This window comes from Streptomyces uncialis, from assembly GCF_001905345.1.
GTDB lineage: Bacteria > Actinomycetota > Actinomycetes > Streptomycetales > Streptomycetaceae > Streptomyces > Streptomyces uncialis.
Map to the genome: position 1 here is coordinate 680,170 of NZ_LFBV01000004.1, position 26,842 is coordinate 707,011.

At 73.7% G+C, this 26,842-nt stretch carries 21 protein-coding genes; 10 read left to right on the forward strand and 11 right to left on the reverse strand.

Going from position 1 to position 26,842, the window contains the following annotated elements; all coding sequences use genetic code 11:
* The first annotated feature begins 4 nt into the window (after positions 1 to 4).
* The gene (locus AB852_RS20105) at positions 5 to 1,234 is read left to right on the forward strand and encodes an MBL fold metallo-hydrolase (RefSeq protein WP_425444177.1); all 1,230 of its coding nucleotides are present in this window, start codon (positions 5 to 7) and stop codon (positions 1,232 to 1,234) included.
* Between the two features lie 43 nt (positions 1,235 to 1,277).
* Here the strand turns inward: AB852_RS20105 and AB852_RS20110 are convergent, their stop codons facing one another.
* Both AB852_RS20110 and AB852_RS20115 read right to left on the reverse strand, forming a co-directional pair.
* The gene (locus tag AB852_RS20110) at positions 1,278 to 1,901 is read right to left on the reverse strand and encodes a DedA family protein (protein WP_073790289.1); all 624 of its coding nucleotides are present in this window, start codon (positions 1,899 to 1,901) and stop codon (positions 1,278 to 1,280) included.
* Positions 1,898 to 2,671 carry an MBL fold metallo-hydrolase gene (locus AB852_RS20115; RefSeq protein ID WP_073790292.1) on the reverse strand — a complete coding sequence of 258 codons (774 nt, stop codon included), beginning with the start codon at positions 2,669 to 2,671 and terminating at the stop codon, positions 1,898 to 1,900. The genes AB852_RS20110 and AB852_RS20115 overlap by 4 nt, the downstream gene beginning before the upstream one ends.
* An 82-nt stretch (positions 2,672 to 2,753) precedes the next feature.
* On the opposite strand from AB852_RS20115, the gene AB852_RS20120 reads away from it, so the two are divergent.
* The 5 genes from AB852_RS20120 (at position 2,754) to AB852_RS20140 (ending at position 10,094) form a co-directional block, all read left to right on the forward strand.
* Positions 2,754 to 3,188 (forward strand): hypothetical protein, encoded by a 435-nt coding sequence (locus AB852_RS20120; RefSeq protein WP_073790294.1) that lies wholly within the window; start codon positions 2,754 to 2,756, stop codon positions 3,186 to 3,188.
* A 1,064-nt stretch (positions 3,189 to 4,252) separates the two neighbouring features.
* Positions 4,253 to 6,511, forward strand: a complete 2,259-nt coding sequence (locus tag AB852_RS20125; RefSeq protein ID WP_079184779.1) for a phage holin family protein — start codon at positions 4,253 to 4,255, stop codon at positions 6,509 to 6,511.
* 158 nt (positions 6,512 to 6,669) lie between these two features.
* Positions 6,670 to 7,731, forward strand: coding sequence for an ATP-binding protein (locus tag AB852_RS20130; protein ID WP_073790296.1), 1,062 nt, complete (start codon positions 6,670 to 6,672; stop codon positions 7,729 to 7,731).
* A gap of 25 nt (positions 7,732 to 7,756) precedes the next feature.
* Entirely contained in the window at positions 7,757 to 9,574 is a 1,818-nt protein-coding gene (locus tag AB852_RS20135) for a vWA domain-containing protein (protein ID WP_073790299.1), read from the forward strand.
* A gap of 94 nt (positions 9,575 to 9,668) precedes the next feature.
* Positions 9,669 to 10,094, forward strand: coding sequence for an OsmC family peroxiredoxin (locus tag AB852_RS20140; protein WP_073790301.1), 426 nt, complete (start codon positions 9,669 to 9,671; stop codon positions 10,092 to 10,094).
* Positions 10,095 to 10,167: 73 nt separating this feature from the next.
* Here the strand turns inward: AB852_RS20140 and AB852_RS20145 are convergent, their stop codons facing one another.
* From AB852_RS20145 to AB852_RS20160, 4 genes are all read right to left on the reverse strand, one after another.
* Positions 10,168 to 11,781, reverse strand: a complete 1,614-nt coding sequence (locus AB852_RS20145) for a flavin-containing monooxygenase (RefSeq protein WP_073790304.1) — start codon at positions 11,779 to 11,781, stop codon at positions 10,168 to 10,170.
* 183 nt (positions 11,782 to 11,964) lie between these two features.
* Positions 11,965 to 12,828 carry an SAM-dependent methyltransferase gene (locus tag AB852_RS20150; RefSeq protein WP_079184781.1) on the reverse strand — a complete coding sequence of 288 codons (864 nt, stop codon included), beginning with the start codon at positions 12,826 to 12,828 and terminating at the stop codon, positions 11,965 to 11,967.
* A 9-nt stretch (positions 12,829 to 12,837) separates the two neighbouring features.
* The gene (locus AB852_RS20155; protein WP_073790310.1) at positions 12,838 to 13,752 is read right to left on the reverse strand and encodes a helix-turn-helix domain-containing protein; all 915 of its coding nucleotides are present in this window, start codon (positions 13,750 to 13,752) and stop codon (positions 12,838 to 12,840) included.
* A gap of 185 nt (positions 13,753 to 13,937) precedes the next feature.
* The gene (locus AB852_RS20160; RefSeq protein ID WP_073790312.1) at positions 13,938 to 14,783 is read right to left on the reverse strand and encodes a helix-turn-helix domain-containing protein; all 846 of its coding nucleotides are present in this window, start codon (positions 14,781 to 14,783) and stop codon (positions 13,938 to 13,940) included.
* A gap of 339 nt (positions 14,784 to 15,122) precedes the next feature.
* On the opposite strand from AB852_RS20160, the gene thrS reads away from it, so the two are divergent.
* Together thrS and AB852_RS20170 are read left to right on the forward strand one after the other, a co-directional pair.
* Positions 15,123 to 16,352: a threonine--tRNA ligase gene (thrS, locus tag AB852_RS20165; RefSeq protein WP_073790314.1), complete on the forward strand. Its 1,230-nt coding sequence runs from the start codon at positions 15,123 to 15,125 to the stop codon at positions 16,350 to 16,352.
* Between the two features lie 150 nt (positions 16,353 to 16,502).
* A complete protein-coding gene (locus AB852_RS20170) occupies positions 16,503 to 17,468 on the forward strand; it encodes a class I SAM-dependent methyltransferase (RefSeq protein ID WP_073790317.1) in 966 nt (321 codons plus the stop codon).
* Positions 17,469 to 17,488: 20 nt separating this feature from the next.
* Here AB852_RS20170 and AB852_RS20175 read toward each other — a convergent pair whose 3' ends face one another.
* The 3 genes from AB852_RS20175 to AB852_RS20185 all read right to left on the reverse strand — a co-directional run bounded on the left by AB852_RS20175 (position 17,489) and on the right by AB852_RS20185 (position 21,694).
* Positions 17,489 to 18,325 (reverse strand): aldo/keto reductase, encoded by an 837-nt coding sequence (locus AB852_RS20175; protein WP_073790320.1) that lies wholly within the window; start codon positions 18,323 to 18,325, stop codon positions 17,489 to 17,491.
* 182 nt (positions 18,326 to 18,507) lie between these two features.
* Positions 18,508 to 20,343: an AMP-dependent synthetase/ligase gene (locus AB852_RS20180; RefSeq protein WP_073790323.1), complete on the reverse strand. Its 1,836-nt coding sequence runs from the start codon at positions 20,341 to 20,343 to the stop codon at positions 18,508 to 18,510.
* A 478-nt stretch (positions 20,344 to 20,821) separates the two neighbouring features.
* Positions 20,822 to 21,694 carry a LysR substrate-binding domain-containing protein gene (locus AB852_RS20185; protein WP_073790326.1) on the reverse strand — a complete coding sequence of 291 codons (873 nt, stop codon included), beginning with the start codon at positions 21,692 to 21,694 and terminating at the stop codon, positions 20,822 to 20,824.
* A gap of 328 nt (positions 21,695 to 22,022) precedes the next feature.
* On the opposite strand from AB852_RS20185, the gene AB852_RS20190 reads away from it, so the two are divergent.
* On the forward strand, positions 22,023 to 23,099 hold the full coding sequence (locus AB852_RS20190; RefSeq protein ID WP_342748486.1) for a bile acid:sodium symporter family protein: 1,077 nt from the start codon (positions 22,023 to 22,025) through the stop codon (positions 23,097 to 23,099).
* Here AB852_RS20190 and AB852_RS20195 read toward each other — a convergent pair.
* Positions 23,035 to 24,249: a DUF4185 domain-containing protein gene (locus tag AB852_RS20195; protein WP_073790558.1), complete on the reverse strand. Its 1,215-nt coding sequence runs from the start codon at positions 24,247 to 24,249 to the stop codon at positions 23,035 to 23,037. The genes AB852_RS20190 and AB852_RS20195 overlap by 65 nt on opposite strands.
* Positions 24,250 to 24,715: 466 nt before the next feature.
* Positions 24,716 to 25,552, reverse strand: coding sequence for a formate dehydrogenase accessory sulfurtransferase FdhD (gene fdhD / locus AB852_RS20200; protein ID WP_073790328.1), 837 nt, complete (start codon positions 25,550 to 25,552; stop codon positions 24,716 to 24,718).
* Between the two features lie 264 nt (positions 25,553 to 25,816).
* Between fdhD and AB852_RS20205 the strand changes: the two genes are divergently transcribed.
* Entirely contained in the window at positions 25,817 to 26,764 is a 948-nt protein-coding gene (locus AB852_RS20205) for a beta-ketoacyl-ACP synthase III (RefSeq protein WP_073790331.1), read from the forward strand.
* Positions 26,765 to 26,842: the final 78 nt, after the last annotated feature.

Genomic DNA, 26,842 nt, shown 5'->3' on the forward strand with positions numbered 1-26,842 from the left:
GGCCATGCCCACCACGCCCACCACGCCCGTCAACCCGTTCGTCGCCCTCACCGTGCCCACCGCCCTGGCCACGCCCACCGCGTCCGGAGCCCCGGCCTTCGCCGACGCACCCACGGCCCCACCCGTACCCACGGCCCCACCCGTACCCACAGCCCCACCCGTACCCACAGCTCCGCCCGTACCCGCAGCGCCGCTCCTGCCCACCGTCACGCCGCCGGCCCCGGCCCCCGCCCCGCCGCTGCCCAGCGGGCCCGGAACTCCCGTCGGGCCCGGCACTCCCACCGGGCCCGCCCCGCGTCGGATCTGGCCCCGGTCCTTCGCCGACCGGCTCACCGCCCCGCTCCCCGGGCTGCGGGGACTGGCCCGGTTCGCCCGGGAAGGGGCTCTGCGGCCCCGGCCCGAAGGGCTGCGGGACATCCCGCTGCTGCCGTTCGCCCCCGGACCGCTGCCCCGCGCCGACGCCGGGACCGTCGCCGTCACCTGGGCGGGGCACGCGAGCTGGGTCGTGCGGATCGGCGGCCTCACCGTCCTCACCGACCCGGTGTGGTCCCGGCGCATCCTCGGCACGCCCGCGCGGGTGACCCCCGTCGGGGTGGCGTGGGACGCGCTGCCGCCCGTCGACGCCGTCGTCATCAGCCACAACCACTACGACCACCTGGACGCCGCCACCCTGCGCAGACTGCCCCGGCACACCCCCGTCCTCGTACCGGCCGGACTGGGACGCTGGTTCCGGGCCCGGCGCTTCACCCGGGTCAGCGAACTCGACTGGTGGGAGGCCACCGCGATCGGCGGTGTCCGCTTCGACTTCGTCCCCGCCCACCACTGGTCCAAGCGGACGCTGTTCGACACCTGCCGCAGTCTCTGGGGCGGCTGGGTGCTCACCGACGCCGACGGCCGACGGCTGTACTTCGCCGGGGACACCGGGTACGGCCACTGGTTCTCGCGGATCGGCCGCCGCTACCCCGGGATCGATCTGGCGCTGCTGCCGATCGGGGCGTACGACCCGCGCTGGTGGCTGCGGGACGTCCACTGCGATCCGGAGGAGGCGGTCCGGGCCGCCCAGGACCTCGGGGCCCGCCGGATGGCACCCATGCACTGGGCCACCTTCGTGCTCTCGGCGGAACCCGTACTCGAACCCCTCACCCGGGTCCGGGCCGCCTGGCGCCGGGCGGGACTGCCCCGCGAGAACCTCTGGGACCTGCCCATCGGCGCGTCCCGTGTGCTCGCCGGATAGCCGCCCCCGCCCGCGGACCCCCGGTCGGTCGGCCGGGGACGGCTCAGCCCGAGGTGCTCGGACGCCGTACCCGGCGCCACATCGCGGGCACCACGCTCAGGAACAGCGTCAGCCCGACCGCCGTGGCGACGCCCTCCCACGGCTCCGTGAACAGCGAGCCGCCCAGGATCCCGATGAGCTGGTACGTCACCGCCCACGCCAGACACGCCGGTACGTCGCCCCGTGCGAAACGCCGCAGCGGCCAGTCGGCCATCAGACACGCCAGCATGACCGGGACCCGGCCCGCCGGAACGAGCCGGGACAGCACCAGGACGGTCACCCCGTGCCGCTGGAGCTTGTCCTGGGCCTGCGCGAGCCGGTCCTCCGGCGCGTGCGAGCGTATCGACTCCAGCCAGCGGGACCCGTTGCGTGAGCGGGTGCCCCGGCTGCCCAGCCAGTACAGGGCGACATCACCGAGGAACGCGGCCAGCGCCGCCACCGCGAACACCAGCAGCAGGGCGAGCGGCGCCGACGAGTGGAACGCGACCACCGCCGCCGAACTCACCAGCGCGCCGGTCGGCACCACCGGGACCAGCGCGCCGATCATCACCAGCAGGAACAACGACGGATAGCCGAGGGCCAGCTGGGTCGCCTCGGGCGGCAGCACCGAAACGGCGAGCGGGTTCACCGCGCGACCTCCGGCCGGACACTCTCGCCGTGCGTCAGCAGATGCACCGCGACCCGCGGGGCGCGTACGGCGGCCAGCCGCACGAACTCGTCACCGGGGGAGTGGAACTCGTGCGGGCGCACCCCGTCCATCCCGATCGGCCAGTACGTGCCGAAGTGCACGGGGACCGCGCTGCGCGGGGCCAGCCGCGCCAGCGCCTCGGCGGCGCGTCCCGCGTCCAGATGACCGTGTCCGAGGAACGGGCCCCAGCCCCCGACCGGCAGCAGCGCCACGTCCACGGTGCCCACCTCCTCGGCCATCCCGTCGAACAGCCCGGTGTCCCCCGCGAAGTACGTCCGCGCCTCCCCGCTCACCACATAGCCCAGCGCGGGCGAACGTCTCGGGCCCATCGGCAGCCGCCGCCCGTCGTGCGCGGCGGACACCGCCCGGACCGTCAGGTCCCCGTGCGCCGCCTCCTCGCCCGGACCGATCTCCGTGAGCCGCAGCCCGCCGAGCCTGCGCAGCGCCGGGACGGCCCGCAGCGCGCCGCGCGGCACCACCACCCGGGTCCCCGCCGGGAGGGCGGCCAGCGACGGTACGTGCAGATGGTCGGCGTGCAGATGCGAGACCAGCACCAGATCGGCCGCCCGCGCGCGCTCCGGCGGCAGCGCGCCCCGTCGCCTGCGCAGATGCGCCAGCCGCCGGGCGAACAGCGGGTCGGTCAGCACCCGGGCCCCCGAGTCCTCGACCGTGCAGGTGGCGTGACCCCACCAGGTGATCTCCACCGGCACCGCTTTTCCTCCTCCGTCGGCTCCCCCCGAGCCTACGGGCAGCGATAGGGTCGACGCCCCGACAATGAGGTGAGGGGCGACCATGGACAGCGGCGATGGGGCCGACGGGATTCCGGGCACGGTGCGGGTCGCCGCGATCGCGAGCCTGACCCCGCTGGAGGAGCTGGACGCGGACCCCTTCCTGGTCGACTCGCGCAGCCAGTACGCGATGTGTGCCCGCTGGGCCGCGGCGCAGGGCTATGTCATCACCAGGGAACTCCTCGTGCACGCGCTGCGGTACGACCACTGCGCGCTGTGGTCGGACGTGGACGACGGCCAGGTCGATCTGTTCGTCGCGCCGAGCCGCCGGGTGCTGGAGCGGGCGCTGCGGTCGGTGGACGACTTCACCGCGGAGTGCGGGCGGCGCGGGGTGCGGGTCGAGACGGTCGGTACGGAGGAGCCCCGTTACGACGCGGAGATGAAGGCGCGCGTGCATCGTCGGTTGTCGATGCCTACGGCGGGGTACGACGGCCGCTGACCCCTGACACCGGGGCGGCCCCAGCCCTCCGGTCCCCTCGGACCTCGCGCCCCGGGGTTCCACCCCCGCCCCCACCCACCCCGCTGCGGGCCGTTCGCGGGCGCGCAGCCCCCGCGCCCTTGGGGTTCCCCATCTGGACGTACTCCGCTCCTGTGCGGGTTCGACGGGGTGCGCAGTTCCCCGCGCCCCTAGGGTTCCCCACCTGGGCCGGCTTTGTCCGGTGCGGGTCGTCCGGGGGTGCGCAGTTCCCCGCGCCCCTGGGTTTGCGCTTCCTGGCGTAGCTGCTCGGGTGCGGGGACGCGCGTTGCATGCGCGGTGGCCCGCGCCCTTGGGGTTCCCCACCTGGGCCGACTCTGTTCCTGTGCGGGTTCGACGGGGGTGCGCGGTTCCTCGCGCCCCTGGGTACTCGTTCGTGGGCGTACCTGGTCGGGTGCGGGTCGCACGTGGTGTTGCGCAGTTCCCCGCGCCCCTTGCGGGGCGCTCGTACCCCCCGTCACTTTCTCCCTGCACCGAACAGCGAACCGTGCGGAACGCCCCAAAGGGGCGCGGGGAACTGCGCACCCCCGAACGCCCCGCACCGGACAAGATTCGCTCAGGTGGGGAACCCCAGGGGCGCGGGGAACTGCGCCCCCCGTCGAACCCGCACAGGGAACAAGTACGCCCAGGAACGAGTACCCCAGGGGCGCGGGCTACCACGCATACAACGCGCGACCCGCACCCGGCCAGCTACGCCAGGAAGCGCAAACCCAGGGGCGCGAGGAACTGCGCACCCCCGGAGAGCCCGCACGGGAACAAGTACGTCCGGGTGGGGAACCCCAGGGGCGCGAGGAACTGCGCCCCCGTTGAACCCGCACCGGACGAGGTCGGAGCAGGTGGGGAACCTCAGGGGCGCGGGGAACCGCGCACCCCCGGACGGCCCGCACCGGACGAGGTCGGAGCAGGTGGGGGACCCCGGGGGCGCGGGGGAGCGCGCGGACCGGCGTGCGGGGTGCGGGGGGAAACTCGGGCCTCCCCGGACGGGGCTACGCTGGGGACCCGTACCAACAGGCGAGGCGGGAGGCCACGTGCCGGTCAGGCGATGGCGAAGACTCGGCAGCGCCGCATGGCGCTCGGTCACCGTCTGGGCGGTCAGCACCCTGACGATGCTCGCCCTCGCCGGCGCCCTCCCGGACTTCCGCCTCCAATCGCCGGACGGCGACAGCGCCACCCGTATCGCGATCACCGCCGCCCTCGGCGCCGGTGCGTTCGGCCTGCTCAGCGCACTGGTCTGGCCCCTGCTGGTCCGCGCGCTGCTCCTGGTGCCCGCCCTGGTCCTGGGCCTGCTCGTGTTCTTCCTCAACGGCTTCCTGCTGCTCCTCGCGATGCGGCTCAACCCGGCCGGCCGCGGCGAGGTCGCCCCCGAGACCGCGGTCGTCGTCGCCGCGGTGATGTCCGCCGTCGCCTCCGCGACGGGCGCCGCCCTCGCCGTACGGGACGACGACGCCTACCGCCGCCGTCTGTACCGGCTGGCCGACCGGCGCCGCCGCCGCGCCCCCGACGGGGACTGCCCGCCGACCCCGGGCACCGTGTTCATCCAGCTCGACGGCGTCGGCCACGACATCCTGCTCGACGCGGTGGGCAAGGGCCTGATGCCCACCGTGGGGGGCTGGCTCGGCCGGCCCGTCGACGCCGACGGGCGGCACGCCAGCCACCGGCTCACCCCTTGGCGCACCGACTGGTCGAGCCAGACCGGCGCCAGCCAGCTCGGCATCATGCACGGCAGCAACCACGACATCCCCGCCTTCCGCTGGTACGAGAAGGACACCGACGAGCTGATGGTCTGCAACCGGCCCACCAGCGCCGCCGAGCTGCAACGCCGTGCCATCGAGTACACCGGCGACGGCGGACTGCTCACCGTGGACGGCGCCAGCCGCGGCAACCTCTTCAGCGGTGGCGCCGACCAGCTCGCCCTGGTGCTGTCGGTGTCCGCCCGCCGGGGCCGGGAGAACCGCTCCCGCGCGGGCTACTTCGCGTACTTCAGCGACCCGGCGAACGCCGTCCGCACCGCCCTGTCCTTCGTCGCGGAGGTCGTCCGCGAGATGGGCCAGTCCACGTACGCCCGTATCCAGCGCCGCCGCCCCCGGGTGTCCCGCGGCGGGCTCTACCCGCTGGTGCGGGCCTTCGCGACGGTCGTGGAGCGCGATGTCGTCGTCGCGGCCGTGCTCGGCGACATGCTCGCGGGCCGGGGCGCCGTCTACGCCGACCTCGTCGCCTACGACGAGGTCGCCCACCACTCGGGCCCCCGCGGCCACGACACGGACCGGGTCCTCGTCCGCCTCGACCGCTCCCTCGCCCTGCTCGCGAAGGTCGCCGAGCACGCGCCCCGCCCGTACCGGATCGTGGTGCTGTCCGACCACGGCCAGAGCCCCGGGGAGACGTTCCTGGGCCGCTACGGACTGACCCTCGGCAATCTGGTCCGCGCGGGCTGCGGACTGCCCGTGCCCCGGCGCGCGAGCCGTACCCGCAGCGGCGCCGAGGCCCGCGCCGCCGTCCGCGCCGCCCTGCACCGGCCCGCCGAGAAGGAGGGCCCCGAGCGGCACGCCCGCCGCACGGAACCCGTCGTACTCGCCTCCGGCAACCTCGGACTGGTGTCCTTCCCCGACGTACCGCACCGGATGACCAAGGAGGAGATCGACCTGCGCCACCCGGCGCTGCTCCAGACCCTCGCCAACCATCCCGGGATCGGGTTCCTGCTGGTCGCCAGCGAGGAGCACGGCGGGGTCGTGCTCGGGGCACGCGGCGCCGAGATACCGCTCGCCGACCTGGACGACCACCCGGGTCCGCTCACCGACTTCGGTCCGGGCGCGGCCGACGCGGTCCGCCGCACCCACGGCTTCCCGCACACCGCGGACATCATGATCAACTCCATGTACGACCCCGGGGAGGGCGAGGTCCACGCCTTCGAGGAGCAGATCGGCTCGCACGGCGGCCTCGGCGGCTGTCAGGGCAAGCCGTTCCTGCTCTCCCCGCTGGACCTGCCGGACCCGCTGGCCGACCGCGCCGAACTCGTCGGCGCGGAACAGCTCCACGGACTGTTCCGGCACTGGCTCGGCGTCGAGGAGGGACCCCAGGTACCGGTCTCCCTCGCGCACCCGGACCGGCCGCACCCGGGAGCCGCCGCCTTGGACGGCGTACGGGTGCTGCGCGACGGCACCCGTAAGAAGCGTCCCGCGGCCCGGCCCGGTACGACCCGGGCCACATCGCTGCGCGGCGGCGGAACGGGAGCGGCCTCACCCGTGTCCCGGGCCGACCGGCCACCCGCGGCCCCGCCCGGCCGCCGGTAAATTCGGCTGCGCCGCGCCACCGTCCCGTCCAGACTGTTCCCGTCGTCACCGGCGCCGCACCGGCCGGCCGCGGCGTGGTCCCGCCGCCCGGCGCCTGACGCCGTACCCCTTCCGGCACGGGCCATCGCCGCGCCCCACCCCCCACCAGGAGTCCTCACGTGCAGCCGGCCGTCACCGTCACCCCCGCCCGGATACCCGAGCTGCTGCTCGGTCTGGCGACCGTGCGGCCGGTGTTCCTGTGGGGCGCGCCGGGGATCGGCAAGTCGTCGCTGGTGCGGGACTTCGCGGAGTCGCTGGGGCTGGAGTGCGTGAGCCTGCTGGGGACCCAGCTCGCCCCCGAGGACCTGATCGGGGTCCCGCAGATCCGCGACGGGCGCTCGGTGTTCTGCCCGCCGGAGGCCATCGCCCGCGACGAGCCCTACTGCCTGTTCCTGGACGAACTGAACGCGTCGACACCGGATGTGCAGAAGGCGTTCTACTCGCTGATCCTCGACCGCCGGATCGGCAGCTACGAACTGCCCCAGGGGTCCATCGTGATCGGCGCGGGCAACCGCGCCACCGACAACGCGCTCGCCCGCCCGATGGCCTCCGCCCTGATCAACCGGCTCACCCATGTCCATCTCCAGGCGTCCGCGAAGGACTGGCTCCTGTGGGCGGCCTCGAACGGCATCCACCCCTGGATACTCGACCACCTCACGGACCGGCCCGACCATCTGTGGTCCAAGCCCCCGAAGACCGAGGAACCGTTCTCCACCCCCCGGTCCTGGCACATGCTGTCCGACGCGCTGCACTCCTTCGGGCCCGGCCTGGACGAGGACACCCTGAAGGTCGTCGCGCACGGCACCCTCAGCCCGGCGCACGCCGTCGCGTTCTGCGGCTATGTGAAGATCGTCCGGCACGCGTACGGCATCGACGCGATCCTCAAGGGCGACGCCTCCTGGCCGCGCGGCCTCGGGGACCGGGATCTGCTGTACTACCTCGCCGAGGCGTTCCGGGGCAGGCTCGTCAAGGAACTGCCCGCCGACAAGCAGCATGTGTCGGCGACGGGCCGTCAGACGGCGTACCGGGCCAAGGCCCTGCTGGTGCAGCTCGCGGAGATCTCCGTCGAGGTCGCGCAGGCCGTCATCGCGGACGACGCCGACGGACAGCCGGTGCTGCCCGCCTGGTTCCTGGTGGAGGCGGCCCGCGACATGCCGCGCCTGGTGGAGGCCCGCCGGTGACCGGCCGTACCCGCGGGGGCCGGCGGTGAGCCGGGGCCCCGGCCGGGGCGGCAAGGGCAAGGCCAAGCCGGACCCGGCGGCCGAGGCGTTCGCCGAAGGGCTGAAGCTGGCGATGCGCAACCCCGCGCTCGCCGCCCTGGAACCCACCGTGTGCCGGGGCAAGGAATGCCGTCAGTACCCCGAGCGGGGGCTGTGCCGGATCGACTCCGGCGGCGCGCTCCACGCGCACCCCACCCGCCGCGCCGAACCCGCCGAGTGGGCCTGGGCGATCGCCCACTGCGTCATCCATCTCGGCTTCGGCCATGTCCCCGCGGCGACCGGCGAGCGCGTCCAGCCCGACCGCGCCGACCTCGCCGCCCGCTGCGCCGTCGTGAACCGGTTCCAGGAGACCTTCCCCTGCGGACAGCCCCCCGACGACCTCCCGGCGAGCTGGCCGGGCGGCGACGAGGAGCAGATCGCCGCGGGCTGGCGCCGGGACGGCGTCCCGGTCGCCTACGAGCGCTGCGGCACCGGCGGCGACGCCCCCGACCAGGTGCTGACCTCCTGGCCCGACGACCAGTTCACCCCGCCGCCCACCGACTGGCAGGAGGCGTTCGCCAGGGCCCTGACCCGCAGTGTCTCCGTGGCCATGGACGTGGCGGGCGGACGCCGGATGTCCTTCTCGGACGAGGCGCCCCGCGTCAGGGAGTGGCACCACGCGCTCAACTGGTTCGTGTCCTCGTACCCGCTGCTCGGCGGGATCGCCGCCGGGATGAGGATCGTCGCCGACGCGGAACTGGCCCGCGCCCATGACATCGCCATCGCCGCCGTCAACGCCACCGCGGGCGAGATCTACATCAATCCGCTGGTGCGGCTCACCACGGAGGAGTGGCGGTTCGTCCTCGCCCACGAGATGCTGCACGCCGCCCTGCGCCACGGCGACCGGCTCGGCGGACGCGACCCGTACCTGTTCAACGTCGCCGCCGACTACGTCATCAACGGCTGGCTGCGGGAGATGGACGTCGGACTGATGCCGGACGGACTGCTCCACGATCCCGAGCTGGCCGGGCTGTCGGCGGAGGAGGTCTACGACCGGATCGCGGGCGATCTGCGGCGGATGCGGCGGCTGTCGACCCTGCGCGGCAAGGGACGCGGCGACATCCTCGGCGAACCACTGGCCCGCGGCCCCGCCGACTACGTCGACCTCGACGAGTTCTACCGGCGCGGTCTGGTCCAGGGCTTCGACCTGCACGGATACCAGGAACGCGGCACCCTGCCCGCCGGACTCGTGGAGGAGATCCGGGCGCTCAGCCATCCACCGCTGCCCTGGGACGCCCGGCTGGCCCGCTGGTTCGACGAGTTCGTGCCCCGGCCCGAGCCGCTGCGCACCTTCGCCCGCCCGGCCCGCCGCCAGGCGTCCACCCCGGACATCCCGCGCGCGGGGCGCCGGTTCCCGCCCGAGGAGATCGCCCGCTGCACCTTCGGTGTGGTCCTCGACACCTCGGGTTCGATGGACCGGGTCCTGCTCGGCAAGGCGCTCGGCGCGATCGCCTCGTACGCCGCCGCCCGGGACGTCCCCGCCGCGCGGGTGGTGTTCTGCGACGCGGCCCCGCACGACGCGGGGTACGTCCCCGTCGAGGACATCGCCGGCCGGGTCCGGGTCAGGGGCCGCGGCGGCACAGTCCTGCAACCGGCGGTCGATCTGCTGCGCCGGGCCGACGACTTCCCGGCGACCGCGCCCCTGCTGATCATCACCGACGGCTGGTGCGATGTGCTGACCGTGCGCCGTGAGCACGCGTATCTGCTGCCGCCCGGCGGGGCCCTGCCGTTCACCCCGCGCGGGCCGGTGTTCCGGGTCCGCTGAGAGGGGAAGTGCCCGGCGCGCCCGGGAGTGTGATCGGATGGGGGCACGGACCCCGGCAACGGGACTCCAGGAACCTCTCGGAAAGGGCACTGACGTGGCAACCACGCGCTCCGCACACACCGTGTGGGAAGGCAACCTCCTCCAGGGCAACGGCGTCGTCACCTTCGACTCCTCCGGTATCGGCGAGCAGCCGGTGTCGTGGCCGTCCCGGGCCGAGGCCGCGAACGGCAAGACCAGCCCCGAGGAGCTCATCGCCGCGGCGCACTCCAGCTGCTTCTCGATGGCGCTGTCGCACGGGCTCGCCGGTGCGGGCAACCCGCCCACCAAGCTGGTCACGTCCGCCGACGTGACGTTCCAGCCGGGTGAGGGCATCACCGGTATCCACCTCACGGTGGAGGGCACCGTCGAGGGTCTCGACGCGGAGGCGTTCGCCGCCGCCGCCGAGGACGCCAAGAAGAACTGCCCGGTGAGCCAGGCCCTCACCGGCACGACGATCACCCTCACGGCCAAGCTGGCCTGATCCCCGCACCGGTACCGCGGCCCCGGCCCGGCCGCGGCACCGGTGTGCCCGCCACCGCGGCCGGTGCGCCCGCCTACCGCAGGACGCAGCCCTCGTAGCCGCCCGCGGCGACCGCGTCGCACCGCGCGCGGTAGACGTCCGCCCCGCCGGTGTAGGCGAGGAACCCCCGGGGTTTGCCGGGCACGTTGGCGCCCGTGTACCAGGAGTCCGTCGCCGGGTAGAGCGTCCGCGCGGCCGTCCCGGCCGTGTGCTCCACCCAGTCGCGTTCCGCCTCCGGTGTCGCCTCGATCGAGGTCAGCCCCCGCTCGCGCAGATACGCGACGCAGTCGGTGATCCACTCCACATGCTGCTCGATGGAGACCATCATGTTGGTGAGGACCGAGGGGCTCAGCGGCCCGGTGACCGTGAAGAGGTTGGGGAACCCGGCCGACAGCAGCCCCAGATACGTCAGCGGACCGGCGCCCCATCTCTCCCGCAGGGTGACACCTCCCCTGCCGACGATGTCGACACCGGTCAGCGCGCCGGTCATGGAGTCGAAACCGGTGGCCAGGACCAGCACGTCCGCGGGATACTCCTGCCCGGCGGTCCGTACGCCCTTCGCGGTGATCTCCTCGATCGGGTCCCGCCGCAGGTCCACCAGCGTCACATGCGGCTCGTTGAACGTCTCGTAGTACCCGCTGTCCAGACAGGGCCGCTTCGTCCCGAAGGGATAGCTCCGGGGTGACAGCGCCTCCGCGACGACGGGATCGCTGACCGTCGCGCGGATCTTGCCCCGGACGAACTCGGCCGCGGTCTCGTTGGCGTCCACGTCCACGAGGAGATCGGTGTACGAGCGCAGCAGGGCGCTCAGCACCCCCTGGTTCCACGCGTGCTCGTAGGCGGCCGTCCGCTCCCGCTCGTCGGTCTCCAGCGCCGAACGGGTCGGCATCGTGAACACGGAGCCGCCCTTGGACGCCCGCTGGGCGGCCCGGAACGCCGGATAGTCGTCCTTGCGCGCGGCGACCTCCGCCCCGGTCAGGGGGCGGTTCAGGGCGGGCAGCGCGTACACGGGGGTGCGCTGGAAGACCGTCAGCGCGGCGGCCTGCCGGGCGATCAGCGGGACGCACTGGACCCCGGAGGCCCCGGTCCCGATCACGGCGACCCGCCGTCCGGCCAGTTCGACCCCGTCACGCGGCCAGCGCGAGGTGTGGTGCACCGGGCCCGCGAACTCCGCGAGCCCCGGCACCTCCGGTTCCTTCGGGACGGTCGCGCACCCGGACGCCATCACGAGGAAGCGCGCGGTGACGCGCTCCCCGGTGTCGGTGGTGATCTCCCACAGCCCGTCGTCCTCCTGGTGCACGGCCCGCAGCACCCGGGTCGAGAGGGTGATGTGCGGCCGCAGTCCGAACCGGTCGGCGACATGGCGCAGATAGCGCAGGATCTCCGGCTGGGTCGCGTACTTCTCGCTCCACACCCACTCCTGGTCCAGCTCCGGGCAGAAGGTGTACGAGTACGTCATGGACTCGATGTCGCAGCGCGCGCCCGGGTAGCGGTTCCAGTACCAGGTGCCGCCGATGTCGTCACCCGCCTCGAACACCCGGGTGCTCAGACCCAGTTGCCGGAACCGGTGGAGCTGATAGAGACCGGCCGCCCCGGCGCCGACGATCACGGCGTCGACCTGCGGGGCACTTGGGACACTCTGGGACATCACGGCTCTCCTGACGGCAGCGGTCATCCCGGAGCCGCCACTCCGCAGATTCGATCATCCGCCGACCCGGCGCCCCTCCGCCACCCGACAGGCGGGAGAGGCGCGAAGCAGCCCTTGAGGGTGGCGTGATCCGTATGCCCCGACGGTCCTGCCGACCGCTTCCGGGCCGGGAGCGCGGACAGGTCAGGGCTTGACGGCCAGGCCCGCGAGTACGGGGACGGGGCCCGGGTCCGTGGGTTCGGGCGCGGCGGCCGACGGGCCGGGCGGGGGCGGCGGGTACGACGCCGGGTCCTCGTCCAGGCCGGGGTGCCAGTCGGGGGCGGCCAGTACTCCCGGCTCCACCACGTCGAGGCCGTCGAAGAACCGGGTCACCTGCTCCCGGGAACGCGGGTGGAAGGGCATCCCGCCCGCCCGGAAGCGCAGCGACACCTGCGCCATCACCCCGGGCGCGGTGTCGGCGGTGACCTGGGAGACCGCCAGGGTGCTCCCCGGCGCCAGCGCCGCCGTGTACCGGGCGACGAGCGCGTACACGTCGTCGTCCCCGGCATCGTCGAGGTAGTGCAGCAGCCCGAACAGCGACAGCGCGACCGGCCGGGACAGGTCCAGGGACTTCGCCGCCTGTCCGAGGACGCCGTCCGGGTCGCGGACATCGCCGTGCGCACAGTCCACGACGCCTTCAGGGGTGCCGTGCAGCAGGGCCTGCGCGTACCGCAGGATCACCGGGTCGTTGTCGGTGTACACGATCCGCGCGTCCGCCGCCTCGCCCTGCGCGACCTCATGGAGATTGGGCGCGGCCGGGATGCCCGTACCGATGTCGAGGAACTGGCGGACGCCCCGGCGGGCCGCGTAGCGGGTCGCCCGGCGCATGAAGGCGCGGTTGGCGAGGGCTCCGCGCCGGGCGGAGGGGTCCAGGTCCAGGACACCGCGTCCCAGCTCCTCGTCGGCGACGTAGTTGTCCCGGCCGCCGAGCCACCAGTCGTACACCCGCGCGGGGTGGGCCGTCCTCGGTGGCCCGGTCGGGCGGGCGGTCCGGTCTCGGCCGGGCATCGTGCTCTCCTACGCGAGGTCGTGCCGGACGGGTTCCGCGCCGGGAGCGGCGTCCGCCTCCGCCTGGTAGGCGTCGCGGACCTCCCGCAGGAGCTCCTTCGTCCGGTCGGTGGAGGCGGCCTGGGCCGACATATGGTCCAGGACCTCCAGATGGGTGGCCACCTCGGGACGTCCGTCCAGATAGATCGCCCCGGTGAGGAACTCGCAGTAGACCATGTCCTGCAACTCCGCCTGCGCGAACCGGAACAGGGCGAACGGGCCGTACGTCCCCGGATGCGGTCCCTTGTGGAACTCGGCGACCTGGAGCGTCAGTCCGGGTGTCTGCGCGGCGGCCAGCAGCCGGTCCAGCTGTTCGGCCATCACCTCGGGGCCGGCGACCGGGCGGCGCAGCACCGTCTCGTCCATCACGATCCACAGATGCGGGGCGTCGGGCTTGGTGAGGAGCTTCTGGCGGTCGAGCCGCAGCTCCACATAGCGCTCCACGTCCTCGGGACGGGTGTGCCCGATGGTGCCCGCCGCCATCACCTCACGGGCGTAGCGCTCGGTCTGGAGCAGTCCCGGGACGAAATGCGGCTCGTAGGACCTGATGAGCCGGGCCTCGGCCTCCAGACTGACGTAGAGGCTGAACCAGTCCGGCAGGACGTCGTGGTACCGCTGCCACCAGCCCGGTTGATTGGCTTCCTCGACGAGTGACAGAAAGCCGTCGACCTCCTCCTGGGCCGCCCCGTAAGCCGTGAGCAGCACATGCACGTAGGGGATCTTCAGCGAGACCTCCGCCATCTCCATGCGGCGGACCGTGGCGGCGGTGACCCGGAGCTGTGCGGCTGCTTGTTCGCGGGTCAGGCCCTTGGCCTCCCGCAACTCCTGCAATCGCTTCCCGAGTACGACCTGCCCGACGGTCGGCGCGGCACGCCGTTCGCTCACGTCACGCCTCCCCACGTGCCGAACATGTGAGCAGTCTGTCATGCGTCGGCTACGCGGCGGGGGCACTCGGGGTTTCACATGGAAAGTTACGTTCCGGTCACGGCCCCGGCGGGGGGTGGTAACCGGGCGTACGGGAAGAGATCAGGCGAGTGACGGGCCCTCCTCGTGGTGGATGTCACACGGCGTCAGCCGTCCAGCGCACGGAGGTGGTCGGCGGTCTCCCGGTCGGCCGGGAGGAACGTCTCGACGGCGAGCTCCGCCACCGTCACATCCATCGGGGTGTTGAACGTCGAGATGGACGACACGAAGGACAGGACACGTCCGTCGTGCTCGATCCGCATCGGCAGCGCGAAGTAAGGGGCCGAGGCGCCGTCCGCCGCCGACTCGCCCCCGTCGGCCACCGGATACGCGGCCACCTCCTCGTACAGCTCGCGCAGGACCGCCGAGCGGTCCAGGGCGATCTGGCGCTCCATCTGCTCCAGCAGATGCCCGCGCCACTCGGCCAGATTGCGGATGCGCGGCGCCATGCCCTCCGGATGCAGGACCACCCGCATCGCGTTCAGCGGCGGCACCAGCAGCTCCTCGGACACGCCCTCCATCAGCATGGTGATCCCCCGGTTCACGGCGACCACCTGGTACGTCGCGTCGACCACCAGCGCCGGATACGGGTCGTAGCCCTGGAGCAGCCGGTCAAGTCCCGCCCGCAGCCCCTCCATCGCCGGATCGTCCATCGAGGTCTCCGGGAACCGGGGCGCGTACCCGGCCGCGAGCAGCAGCGCGTTGCGCTCCCGCATGGGAACGTCCAGATGGTCGGCGAGCCGCAGGATCAGCTCCTCGCTGGGCCGGGAACGGCCCGTCTCCACGAAGCTGATGTGCCGCGCCGACGACCCGGCGCGCAGCGCCAGTTCGAGCTGGCTGAGCCGCCGCCGCTCCCGCCAGTCCCGCAGCAGCGGGCCCACCCCGCGGCCGGCCGGGCCGGGGGTCGCGCCGACGCGGTGGGGCCTGGGTCCTGCGGGCAGAGCGGTAGTCATGCCCCGACGGTAATCGACGCGCGCGGTGAACGCGGGAACGGCGGCCCGCCACCGCCGCGCCCCGGGCGGTTCCTGTCACCTGTCGCTCGGCGGGAAATCGCAGGTCGCGGCGGGTGTGAACGGGGCTGGGAGCCAGGCGCGATCACGCCAGGGCGCGACGGGTCCCGGCCGCGGCGCGAGCCGTTCTGTTAGCGTGAGGCGTATGAAGCGTGCCGCAATGACGACGACGCCGGAGAGTGTCCCGGCGCGCTGACTGCTGAACGAGAGTCCGAAGCCCCGGGGCGAGTGCCCCGGGGCTTCGCCGTGTGGTCACCCGCCTCGCCTCCCGAGGAGACCACCATGCACGACCACCGCGAACTCGGCCGTGAGCTCGGCCTGTTCGGCACCGATCCGCTGATCGGCGCCGGACTGCCCTACTGGCTCCCCGACGGCGCCACCCTGCGCCACACCCTGGAAGAGTACATCCGCGACGCGGAGCGCCGCGCCGGGTATCAGCATGTGTACTCACCCGTCCTCGGCAAACGGGAACTGTACGAACTGTCCGGCCACTGGGCCCACTACGCCGACGACATGTTCCCGCCGATGGACGTCGGCGGGGAGCAGTTCGTACTGCGCCCGAGCCTGTGCCCCCACCACGCGCTGATCTACCGCTCAAGGTCCCGCAGCCACCGGGAACTCCCGCTGCGGATCGCCGAACTGGGCGGTATGTACCGCTCCGAGCTGTCCGGGGTGCTCGGCGGACTGACCCGGGTCCGGGCGATCCAGCTCAATGACGCGCATATCTTCTGCTCCCTCGACCAGGCCGCCGGGGAGAGCGCCGCGGCCCTGGAACTGATCCGCCGCGCCTACGCCGACCTCGGCATCAGCGCCGTGCGTTACCGGCTGTCGCTGCCCGGCCCCGGCGGCAAGTACGTCAGCGACCCCGCGATGTGGGAACGCGCCTCGGCCCTGCTGACCGGGGTGCTCGACGACTCCGGGGTGCCCTATGAACGGGCGGCGGGCGAGGCCGCGTTCTACGGACCCAAGGTCGACATCCAGATCGCGGACCCGGCCGGGCGGGAGTCGACCTTGTCGACCGTCCAGATCGATCTCCACCAGCCCGCCCGTTTCGGGCTGCGCTACACCGGCCCCGACGGCGCCCCGCACCGACCCGTGATGGTTCACCGCAGTGTCGTCGGCAGCATGGAACGCCTGGTCGCCCAGCTGCTGGAGACCCATGGCGGCGCCTTCCCCGGCTGGCTCGCCCCCGTCCAGATCGTGGTCCTGCCGGTCACCGACGCCGAGGCGGAGTACGCCGAGCGGCTGGTGCGGCGCTGTACCGCGCTGGGGCTGCGCGCCCGGTCGGCCGGGACCGACCGGGGCACCCTCGGGGCGCGGATCAGGGCCGCCCGGCTCGTCCCCTACCACCTGGTGATCGGCGGACGGGAGGCCGCCGACGGGCTCGCGTCGCTGCGGCTGCGGGACGGCCGCCGCCCGGGTCCGCTGCCGGTGGACGAGGTGCTGGAACGGGTGGCGGAGCGGGTCGGGGCCCGCTCCGCCGAGCTCTGGGAGCCCGTCCCGGTCGGCTGACGCACGGCATCCCCGGGAACGAATTTGCCGGAACGGCAAGGCGGCTGGTCAGTGGCGACCCCCGGGCCGCACCCTGGGCGAAGCGGTACGCGGCGGGCCCGACCGGGGTCCGCCGCCTCCCCGTCCGTACGGAAGGCGGTTCCACGAACCATGGCGCAGGAACACGGCAAGCACCCGCATCGGCACGGCGGTCCGGATCAGGGAGCGCACCAGGGCCACGCCGGTGGAGCGCACCAGGGTCACCCGGGCCATGGCGGGCACGATCACTCCACCATGGACTGGAGTGTCATGGGGCCCTACATCGAGCGGGGCGGTGAGGTGTCCGCGCCGGTGTACCGGGAGGCCGCGCGCTGGATCGCCGGGTCGCTGCCCCGGCCGGGCCGGGTGCTGGACGTGGGCAGCGGGCCCGGAGTGGTCGCCTGTCTGCTCGCGGAGGTCTTCGAGGACGCCGAGGTGATCGCGGTGGACCCGGAGGAGGCGCTGCTGGAACTGGCCCGGGAGCGCGCCGCGCGTGAAGGGCTCGCGGACCGGGTCCGGACCGTCCGCGCCGAACTGCCCGACGGGCTCGACGGGCTGCCGCCCGCCGATCTGCTGTGGCTCGGCCGGTCGCTGCACCATGTGGGCGACCAGCGGGCCGCACTCGCCTCGGCCGCGCGACGGCTGGCACCGGGCGGGGTCCTCGCCCTGCTGGAGGGCGGGCTCCCGTCCCGTTCGCTGCCCCGGGACCTCGGCTTCGGGCGCCCGGCGCTGGAGAGCCGCATGGACGCGGTGGAGCAGGACTGGTTCTCCGCGATGCGGGACGCGCTGCCCGGTTCGAGGTCCGAGACGGAGGACTGGCCCGCCCTGCTGGAGTCGGCCGGTCTGCGCCCGGCCGGGACCCGGACGTTCCTGCTGGACCGTCCCGCGCCGCTGACCGCCCAGGAGCGGGACTTCGTCGTCGCGTCGTTCGAGCGGCGCCGCGAGGCCATGGGCGACTCGCTGGACGCGGCCGACCTCGCGACCCTGGACCGGCTGGTCGACGCCGGTGACCCGGCCGGACTGCGCAACCGGCCGGACCTCCATCTCCTCACCGCCCAGACGGTCCACACCGCGGTCGCGGCGCCCCGCGAGAGCTGACGGACCGGCGGACGACGGGGTCAGGCCGCGTTGAAGTCCGCCGGATCGGGGCCCAGCCTGCGGTCCTCGTTCAGCGCGCGGATCGCGGCCATGTCCTCCGTGTCCAGCTCGAAGCCGTACACGTCGATGTTCTCGGTGATCCGGGTGGGCGTCACCGACTTGGGGATGACCACGTTCCCCAGCTGGATGTGCCAGCGCAGCACCACCTGCGCGGGGGTGCGCCCGTGCTTCTGCGCGATCGCGACGATCGCCGGGACCTCCAGCAGCCCCTTGCCCTGGCCGAGCGGGGACCACGCCTCCGTGGCGATGCCCTGCTCGGCGTGGAACTCCCGGGCCGCGCGCTGCTGGAGTCTCGGGTGCAGCTCGATCTGGTTGACGGACGGGATCACCGAAGTGGCGTCCAGCAGCCGCTCCAGATGCTCGGGGAGGAAGTTCGACACACCGATGGCACGGGCGCGACCGTCGGCGTGGATCTTCTCGAACGCCTTGTAGGTGTCGCCCGCCTTGCCCAGGGCGGGGGCCGGCCAGTGGATCAGATACAGGTCCACATGGTCGAGGCCGAGCTTCGCCAGCGACGCGTCGAACGCGCGCAGCGCGGCGTCGTACCCCTGGTCGGTGTTCCAGAGCTTCGTGGTGACGAAGAGGTCCTCGCGGGGGATGCCGGAGGCGGCGAGCGCCCGGCCCGTGCCCTCCTCGTTCCCGTAGATCGCGGCGGTGTCGACGCTGCGGTACCCGGCCGCCAGGGCGGTGCCCACGGCCTGCTCCGCCTCGTCGTCCGGGACCTGCCAGACGCCGAAACCGAGCTGCGGCATCTCGACGCCGTTGTTCAGGATGATCGGGGGGACCTTGCTGCTCACGGGTTCTCGATCCTTCGAGTCGTCGGTGTGTCGCCTGATCGGTCGCTCGGTCGAGCGGTGCGGGGATGGTGCGACGGCCCCGCGTACCCTCCCATCGTCATCGATCGCGACCGGTCACGCATTCCGTTCCCCGGTACGGACTTCCCCGGCCCGTGGACCGGACCCGGCGCAGGGGCGCGCAATCAGACCCGGTACAGGGCTTCCACCTCGGACGCGTACACCCGTTCGATCGCCGCGCGCTTCAGCTTCAGCGACGGGGTGAGCAGCCCGTGCTCCTCGGTGAACCGGTGGGCGAGAATCCGGAAGGTGCGGATCGACTCCGCCTGGGACACCAGGGTGTTGGCCGTGACCACCGCGCGCCGCACCTCGCTCTCCAGCTCCGGATCGCGCACCAGCTCCGCCGTGGCGGGCCGCGCCTTGCCCCGCATCTCCAGCCAGTGGGCCACCGCCTCGGCGTCCAGGGTGACGAGGGCGGCGATGTACGGACGGTTGTCACCCACGACGATGCACTGCGCGACCAGCGGATGGTCCCGGACCCGGTCCTCCAGCGGGGCGGGCGAGACGCTCTTGCCGCCCGAGGTCACCAGGATCTCCTTCTTGCGGCCGGTGAGCGTCAGATAGCCGTCCGCGTCCAGCGCCCCCAGATCACCGGTGGCGAACCAGCTGTCGCCGGCGCGGTCCGCGCCGGTCGCGCCCGGAGCGCCGAGATACCCCTGGAAGACATGCGGGCCGCGTAGCCACACCTCGCCGTCGTCGGCGATATGCGCGGACGTGCCGGGCAGCGGCTGCCCGACCGTGCCGAAGCGGGTGCGCTCGGGCGGGTTCGCCGTCGAGGCGCCCGAGGTCTCCGTGAGGCCGTAGCCCTCGAACACGGTGATCCCGGCGCCCGCGAGGAACAGCCCCAGCGAGCGGTCCATCCCGGAGCCGCCGGACATCGCGAACCGCGCCCGTCCGCCCAGGGCCTCGCGCAGCCTCGCGTACACCGGCCGGTCGTACAGCCGGTGCTGCATCCGCAGCGCCGCCGACGGCCCGGGACCCGTGCCGAACGCCCGGTCCTCCAGCGCGCCCGCGTAGCGCACCGCTGTCTCCACGGCCTTCTCGAACGGCGCCGCCCTGCCCTCCCGTTCGGCGGTGCGGCGGGCCGTCTGGAGAAGGCGCTCGAAGATGTACGGGACCGCCAGGACGAACGTCGGCCGGAACGCGGCGAGATCGGGGAGCAGCGAAGCCGCGTCGAGCTGCGGCTGATGGCCGAGCTTCACCCGCCAGCGGACCGCCGTGACCTGCACCATCCGGCCGAAGACATGCGCCAGCGGCAGGAACAGCAGCGTCGCGGGCTCCTCCCCGCGCGCCGAGCGGAACAGGGGCTCCCAGCGGCGGTAGACGGTGTCGGCCTCGAACATCAGGTTCCCGTGGCTGATCACACAGCCCTTGGGGCGGCCGGTGGTGCCGGAGGTGTACACGATCGTCGCGACCGAGTCGGGGGTCACCGCCCTGCGGTGGCGGTGGACCATGTCGTCCTCCAGATGCGCCCCCGCCTCGTACAGCTCCCGGACCGCGTCCGCGTCGAGCTGCCACAGCCTGCGCAGCGCGGGGAGCCGGTCGATGACGGTGGCGATCGTCATCGCGTGGTCCTCGTGCTCCACCATCGCCGCGGTCACCCGCGCGTCGTGCAGCATCCACAGGACCTGTTCGGCCGACGAGGTCGGGTAGACGGGGACGACCTCCGCCCCGACGGTCCACAGCGCGAAGTCGAACAGGGTCCACTCGTAGCGGGTCCGGGACATGATCGCGACCCGGTCACCGGCGCGGATGCCCTCCGCGAGCAGCCCCTTGGCGAGCGCCAGGACCTCGTCGCGGAACTGGGCGGCCGTCACGTCCCGCCAGTGGCCCGTCCCGTCCTTGTGGCCGAGGACGATGTGCCGGGGATCGGTGCGGGCATGCTCGTACACGGTGTCGGCGAGGCCGCCGACGAGCGGTGGTGTCACCGTCGGCAGCGGCGGGCTGGTGAACTCGCGCAAGTGTGTGCTCCTTGTGGCGGCTCCCACGGCGCGGCGACCGTACCCCACTCGTCCGTGCCGTGGGAGAGGGCCTCCGGTCTGTCGCGGACCGCGCTCCCGGGGGAGGAACCGGCCACCTCGGGAGCCCCCGGACAGATCCCTCCCGCTACGTCCACCTTCTGCTTACCCGCCGGTAGGTTCCGGTCCCGTCATCTCCACGGAATCCCTACGGGATCTGCCCGAGCGCGCCGGGTGGGGTGCGGCGCGGGTGCGGGGGGCGGGAGGCGGGAGCGAGCGCCGGGCGTGCGACCGACGCGGGGGCGCCCCCGTGTCCCCGTGTCCCCGTGCCCCCGGGCCCCCGTGCCCCCGTGCCCCCGTGCCCCCGGGCCCCCGGGCCCCCGGGCCCCCGGGCCCCCGGGCCCCCGGGCCCCCGGGCCCCCGTGCTCCCGTGCCCCCGGGCTGGCGTGCCCCCGGGCCGGCGTGCCCGCGCTCCAGCGCTTCAGCGTGAGCGGTGCAGTCGGTCGCCGCCCGCCAGGATCGCCGCCGCCAGGGCGTCCGCCGTGTCCGCGGCCGTCCCCGGGCGCCTGCCCCGGCCGTGCAGCAGGACGAAGTCGACCTCGCCCAGCGCCGGCAGCCCCGCCCGCTCCGGCACCCGGGTCAGACCCGGCGGCATCAGCCCCCGGGAGTGGGCCATCACCCCGAGCCCCGCGCGGGCCGCCGCGATCAGCGCGCTGAGGCTGCCGCTGGTGCACGCGATCCGCCAGGGGCGGCCCTGCCGCTCCAGCGCTTCGAGGGCCCGTGCCCGGGTGATCCCCGGCGGCGGGTACAGGATCAGCGGCACCGGCCGCTCCGGGTCCAGCCGCAGCCGCTCCGCGCCGATCCACACCAGCCGGTCGTGCCACACCGGCTCACCGGCCGTGTCCTCGGGACGGCGCTTCGCCAGGACGAGATCGAGCTTCCCCGCCGCGAGCTGCTCGTGCAGGGTGCCCGACAGCTCCACGGTCAGCTCCAGGTCGACCTCCGGATGGTCGTGCCGGAACGCCTCCAGGATGTCGGGCAGCCGGGTCAGCACGAAGTCCTCCGACGCGCCGAACCGCAGCCGACCGCGCAGCCGCGTCCCCGTGAAGAAGGCCGCCGCCTGCTCATGGACCTCCAGCAGCCGCCGCGCGAACCCCAGCATGGCCTCGCCGTCCTCCGTCAGCTCCACCGAGTGGGTGTCCCGCAGGAAGAGCTGACGGCCCGCCGCGTCCTCCAGGCGCCGCACATGCTGGCTCACCGTCGACTGCCGCAGCCCGAGCCGCCGCGCCGCCCGGGTGAAGCTCAGCGTCTGCGCCACCGCGAGGAAGGTCCGCAACTGCGTGGGGTCGTACACACCTCCACGGTACCGGGGTCATCGCGAATCGCGATCACAGTGAGTCGCTTGTACGGGATTCCCGATCACGCCCCCGGGGAGGACGATGGGGAGGGCGGTGCGCGGGTGCGGCCGGTGCCGTCACGCACCTGTACGCACTCGTCGCGTACGACCGCCGCACCACGTGAACCGCACCGAACCGCACCGAAATTCAACCGACGACCCCGGACCACGCCGGACCGAGCGAGTGAAGGAAGCGATGCAGCGCACCCCCGGGCCGCGGACCCCCCGCCCCCACGGCACCCCCGGTCCGGCCGCGCCGCGCGCCCGGCGCCCACGACGCCTGCGGCTGCCCGTCGACCCGTTCATCGCCCTGCTGCTCGGCACGGTCGGACTCGCCGCGCTGCTGCCCGCCCGGGGGCCCGCCGCCGACGCCGTCTCCGGGGCGTCGACCGCCGCGATCGCCCTGCTGTTCTTCCTCTACGGCGCCCGGCTGTCCACCCGCGAGACCCTGGACGGGCTGCGCCACTGGCGGCTCCACCTCACCGTCCTCGGCTGCACGTTCCTGCTCTACCCGCTGCTCGGCCTCGCCGCCCAGGGCCTCGTCCCGTATGTGCTGACCCCCGCCCTGTACGGCGGGTTCCTGTTCCTGACCCTGGTGCCCTCGACGGTCCAGTCGTCCATCGCCTTCACCTCCGTCGCACGCGGCAACGTCTCCGCCGCTATCTGCGCGGGCTCCTTCTCCTCGCTCGCCGGGATCGTGCTGACCCCGCTGCTGGTCGCCCTGCTGATCGACGGCGCCGGAGGCGGCTTCTCCGCCGACTCCGTGCTGCGCATCGTGCTCCAGCTCCTCGCCCCGTTCCTCGCGGGCCAGCTGCTGCGCCGCTGGGTCGGCGGATTCCTCACCCGGCACCGCAAGGCGCTCGGGCTGGTCGACCGGGGTTCCATACTCCTCGTCGTCTACACCGCGTTCAGCGCGGGCATGGTGCAGGGGATCTGGCAGCAGGTCACCCCGCCGCGGCTGCTCGCCCTGCTCGGCGCCGAGGCCGTCCTGCTCGCGCTGATGCTCACGGTGAGCTGGTTCGGGGCGAAGCGGCTCGGGTTCGCCCGCGAGGACCGGATCGCCGTCCAGTTCGCCGGGTCGAAGAAGTCCCTCGCCGCCGGGCTCCCGATGGCCGGGGTGCTGTTCGGCGCGGAGGCGTCGCTGGCGGTGCTGCCGCTGATGCTGTTCCACCAGATGCAGCTCATGGTCTGCGCGGTCATCGCCCGCCGCCGCTCCCGCGACCCGGTGACCGGCGCGGACGGCCATGAGCCGGTGTCCCCGCCCCGGCCGGTCGCCGGTGCGGACGGGCCGGAGCCCGTCAGTCCCCGGGCGTCAGACGCAGCCGCAGGAATCGCGGCCGGTACAGCGACACGTTCCGGTTGACCTCCGTGTGCGCGACACCGGGCGCCGCGTCCAGCCAGTTCACGTCGTAGCTGAGCAGCAGTCCGCCGTCGGTGCCGAGCGCCGGGTGCGTCCGCGGGTTGTACGCGGCGAGGCCCCCGCCGCCGCCGGAGTCCTCCGGCAGCGGGGGCGCGAACTCCTTCACCGGTCCCTGCCAGGGCCCGCTCGGCGAACACGCCCAGTACGCGGTGACGGTCGTCAGCCCCCGTGTCCCCGCCGCCATCGTGAACAGCGTGTACGTGTCCCCGTCCCGGACCACCGTGAACGCGCTGCCGACCCCCTTGGCGTCGCCGTCCCCGAGCACCGGGCGGGGTTCGGCCCGCCGCGACCAGCCCCGGCCGTCCCAGTACCGCCACGCGCCGGGCTCCGCGAGCCTGCCGTCCGGGACCCGCGCCACATAGGCGTACGCGTGCCCCCCGAGCGCGGAACGGCCGTCGTCGCCGCCGAAGACGTACGTCCAGCCGCCGTCGGCCACCGCCGCCGTCCCGAACAGCACCCGCTCGGCCGGGTCGGCCACCGACGACTGGTCCAGCACCGTCGTGATCCCCTCGACCCGCAGGTCCGGCAGCGACAGCGTGGCCACCTCGGTCGCCGCGGGCACCCCGTAGATCCACGGCGCCCGGCCCGTCTCCCGCGTCCACAGCAGGACCCGTACGACGCGCTCGTCCGAGCCCGGGGTACGGGGTTCCACCCGGGCCGCGACCGGCCAGCGCCAGCGGTCCGGGGCCGGGTCGGGGAACAGGGGCGCGGGCAGGGTCCGCTCCAGCACGCCCGACGCGGACATCAGCACACCCGAGTTGCGGACGGCCGGTGCCGACATCTCCCGCCAGGTGTGGGGCTGGCCGGACGGGTTGGGCGGCTGGTGCACCCGGCCGAGGAAGGTGTCCGAGAACAGCCACAGGACCCGCCCGTCGGGCAGCCGTACGGAGTGCGTGCCGTCGCCGCCGGTCCAGTCGTCGTGCAGGATTCCGTCGTCGCCGTAGCGGGCGAACTCCCCGGTCACGGCGGGGTCCGGCTCCCAGGACGCGACGGTGCGGGGGGTGCAGGTCCGTCCGGTGCGGTCGGGGGAGGTGTCCCCGCCGGGGAGGGTGGAGACCGCGAGGGCGGTCAGGAGGACGAGGGCGAGTGCCAGGGCTCCGGCGAGGCGGGGGCGTCGGGGGAGGAGGACGCGTCGTGAGGGGAAGGTGCGTCGTGGGGGGAGGTCGGCGGCCACCGACGCGACGCTAGTGGCCTTGGCCGGCCTCGGTCCACCGTTTCGTCCCGGCTGGGCGTACTTGTTCCTGTGCCGTCGCTCGTGGGGTGCGCGGTTCCCCGCGCCCCTGGGGTTCCACGGCTGGGCGTATCTGTCCCCGTGCGGGTCGTTCGTGGGTGCGCAGTTCCTCGCGCCCCTGGGTCTGTCCGGCTGGCCGTACGTGTTTCTGTGCGGGTCGCTCGGTGGGTGCGCAGTTCCCCGCGCCCCTGGGTGGTGCCCCATTGCGGTCGCTCTTCGGGTGCGGGTCCGCCCTCGTCTTTTGCGCAGTTCCCCGCGCCCCTCAAGGGGCGCCCATTCCGTCGCCCTTCGTCTGCACCGGGCAGCCACGTGATACCCGCACAGGGACTCAGGGGGAGGGGAGGGTGACTCGGTCGGGGTTCGCGTAGATGTTCATGTTCGGGCCGCGGAGGAAGCCTACGAGGGTGATGCCCGTCTCGGCCGCGAGGTCCACCGCCAGCGACGACGGCGCCGACACCGCCGCCAGCACCGGCACCCCCGCCATCGCACACTTCTGCACCAGCTCGAACGAGGCCCGCCCCGACACCAGCAGCACGCCCCGGGACAGCGGCAGCCGCCCGGACCGCAGGGCACGGCCCACCACCTTGTCGACCGCGTTGTGCCGTCCCACGTCCTCGCGGACGTCCAGCAGCTCCCCGTGCTCGTCGAACAGCGCCGCCGCGTGCAGTCCGCCCGTCCGGTCGAACACCTGCTGCGCGGCCCGCAGCCGGTCGGGCAGCGCCGACAGCAGCTCCGGCGCCAGCCGCAGCGGCGGCTCGTCCGCGACCGGCCACCGGGTGGTGGTCCGCACCGCGTCCAGGCTCGCCTTGCCGCACAGCCCGCAGGACGACGTGGTGTAGACGTTCCGTTCCAGTGTGATGTCCGGCACCTCGACCCCGGGGGCCAGCCGCACGTCCACGACGTTGTACGTGTTGCCGCCGTCCGCCGTCGCGCCCGCGCAGTACGCGATCCCGGCGACCTCCTCCGCCGCCCCGATGACCCCCTCGCTGACCAGGAAGCCCGCCGCCAGCGCGAAGTCGTCGCCCGGGGTGCGCATCGTGATCGCCAGCGGTTTGCCGTTCAGCCGGATCTCCAGCGGCTCCTCCGCGACCAGCGTGTCCGCGCGGGTATCGGCCCTGCCGTCCCTGATCCGGACGATCCGGCGGCGCTCGGTGACACGTCCCATGGTCGTCCGTCCCGGTTCTGTGCGTGTGGTGTCCGGCGAGGGCCCGAGGGCACCCGCACGGGCCCATTGTGCGGTGCCCGGGAACACCGTGGACGACCGGTGGGACGGCGGGGGCGCGTGCGGCGGCCGGCGGTCGGCCTGCGATCATGGGCGGAGCCAACAACGCCCGCGCCCGAATCCTGTCGCTTTACACTCCCTCGTACTGGCGGGTCGCTGAGCAGACTGGCAGATCCGTGATCTCACCCGGTACCAAGGGGGACCCCCATGTCCGGCACGCGCATCACCGCGCTAGGCCACTACCAGCCCGCCGGAGTCCTCACCAACGAGGACCTGGCGGGGATGGTCGACACCAGCGACGAGTGGATCAGGTCCCGCGTCGGTATCCGTACCCGGCACATCGCCGGGGACGACGAGCCGGTGGAGGACCTCGCCTCGCACGCCGCCGCCAAGGCCCTCGCCGCGGCCGGACTCGACCCTGCCGCGATAGACCTGGTCGTCGTCGCGACCTCCACCGCGATCGACCGGTCCCCGAACATGGCCGCCCGGGTCGCCGCCCGGCTCGGGATGCCCAGCCCGGCGACCCTCGACCTGAACGTCGTGTGCGCGGGGTTCACCCACGCCCTGGCCACCGCCGATCACACCGTCCGCGCGGGCGCCGCCACCCGGGCGCTGGTCATCGGCGCCGACAAGATGACCCAGATCGCCGACTGGACCGACCGCACCACCTGTGTGCTGCTCGGTGACGGCGCGGGCGCGGCCGTGGTCGAGGCGTGCGAGCCGGGCCAGGAGGCCGGGATCGGTCCCGTGCTGTGGGGTTCGGTGCCCGAGATGGGGCACGCGGTGCGTATCGAGGGGACCCCGCCGGTCTTCGCGCAGGAGGGCCAGAGCGTCTACCGCTGGGCCACCACCCGGCTGCCCCCGCTCGCCCGGGAGGCCTGCGAACGCGCCGGGCTCAGCCCCGCGGACCTCGCGGCCGTCGTGCTCCACCAGGCCAATCTGCGGATCATCGAGCCGCTCGCCGAGAAGATCGGCGCGGTGAACGCGGTCGTCGCCAAGGACGTCGTCGACTCCGGCAACACCTCCGCCGCCAGCATCCCGCTCGCGTTCTCCAAGCTGGTCGAGCGCGGGGAGATCACCTCCGGCGCGCCCGTGCTGCTCTTCGGCTTCGGCGGCAATCTGTCCTACGCCGGACAGGTCGTGCGCTGCCCCTGATCCCGGCGACGGTCCGCCGCACGGCGTGACCCGGTGAACGTGCCGGGGCGGGCCCGTGTGCCGCGGGCCCGCCCCGTT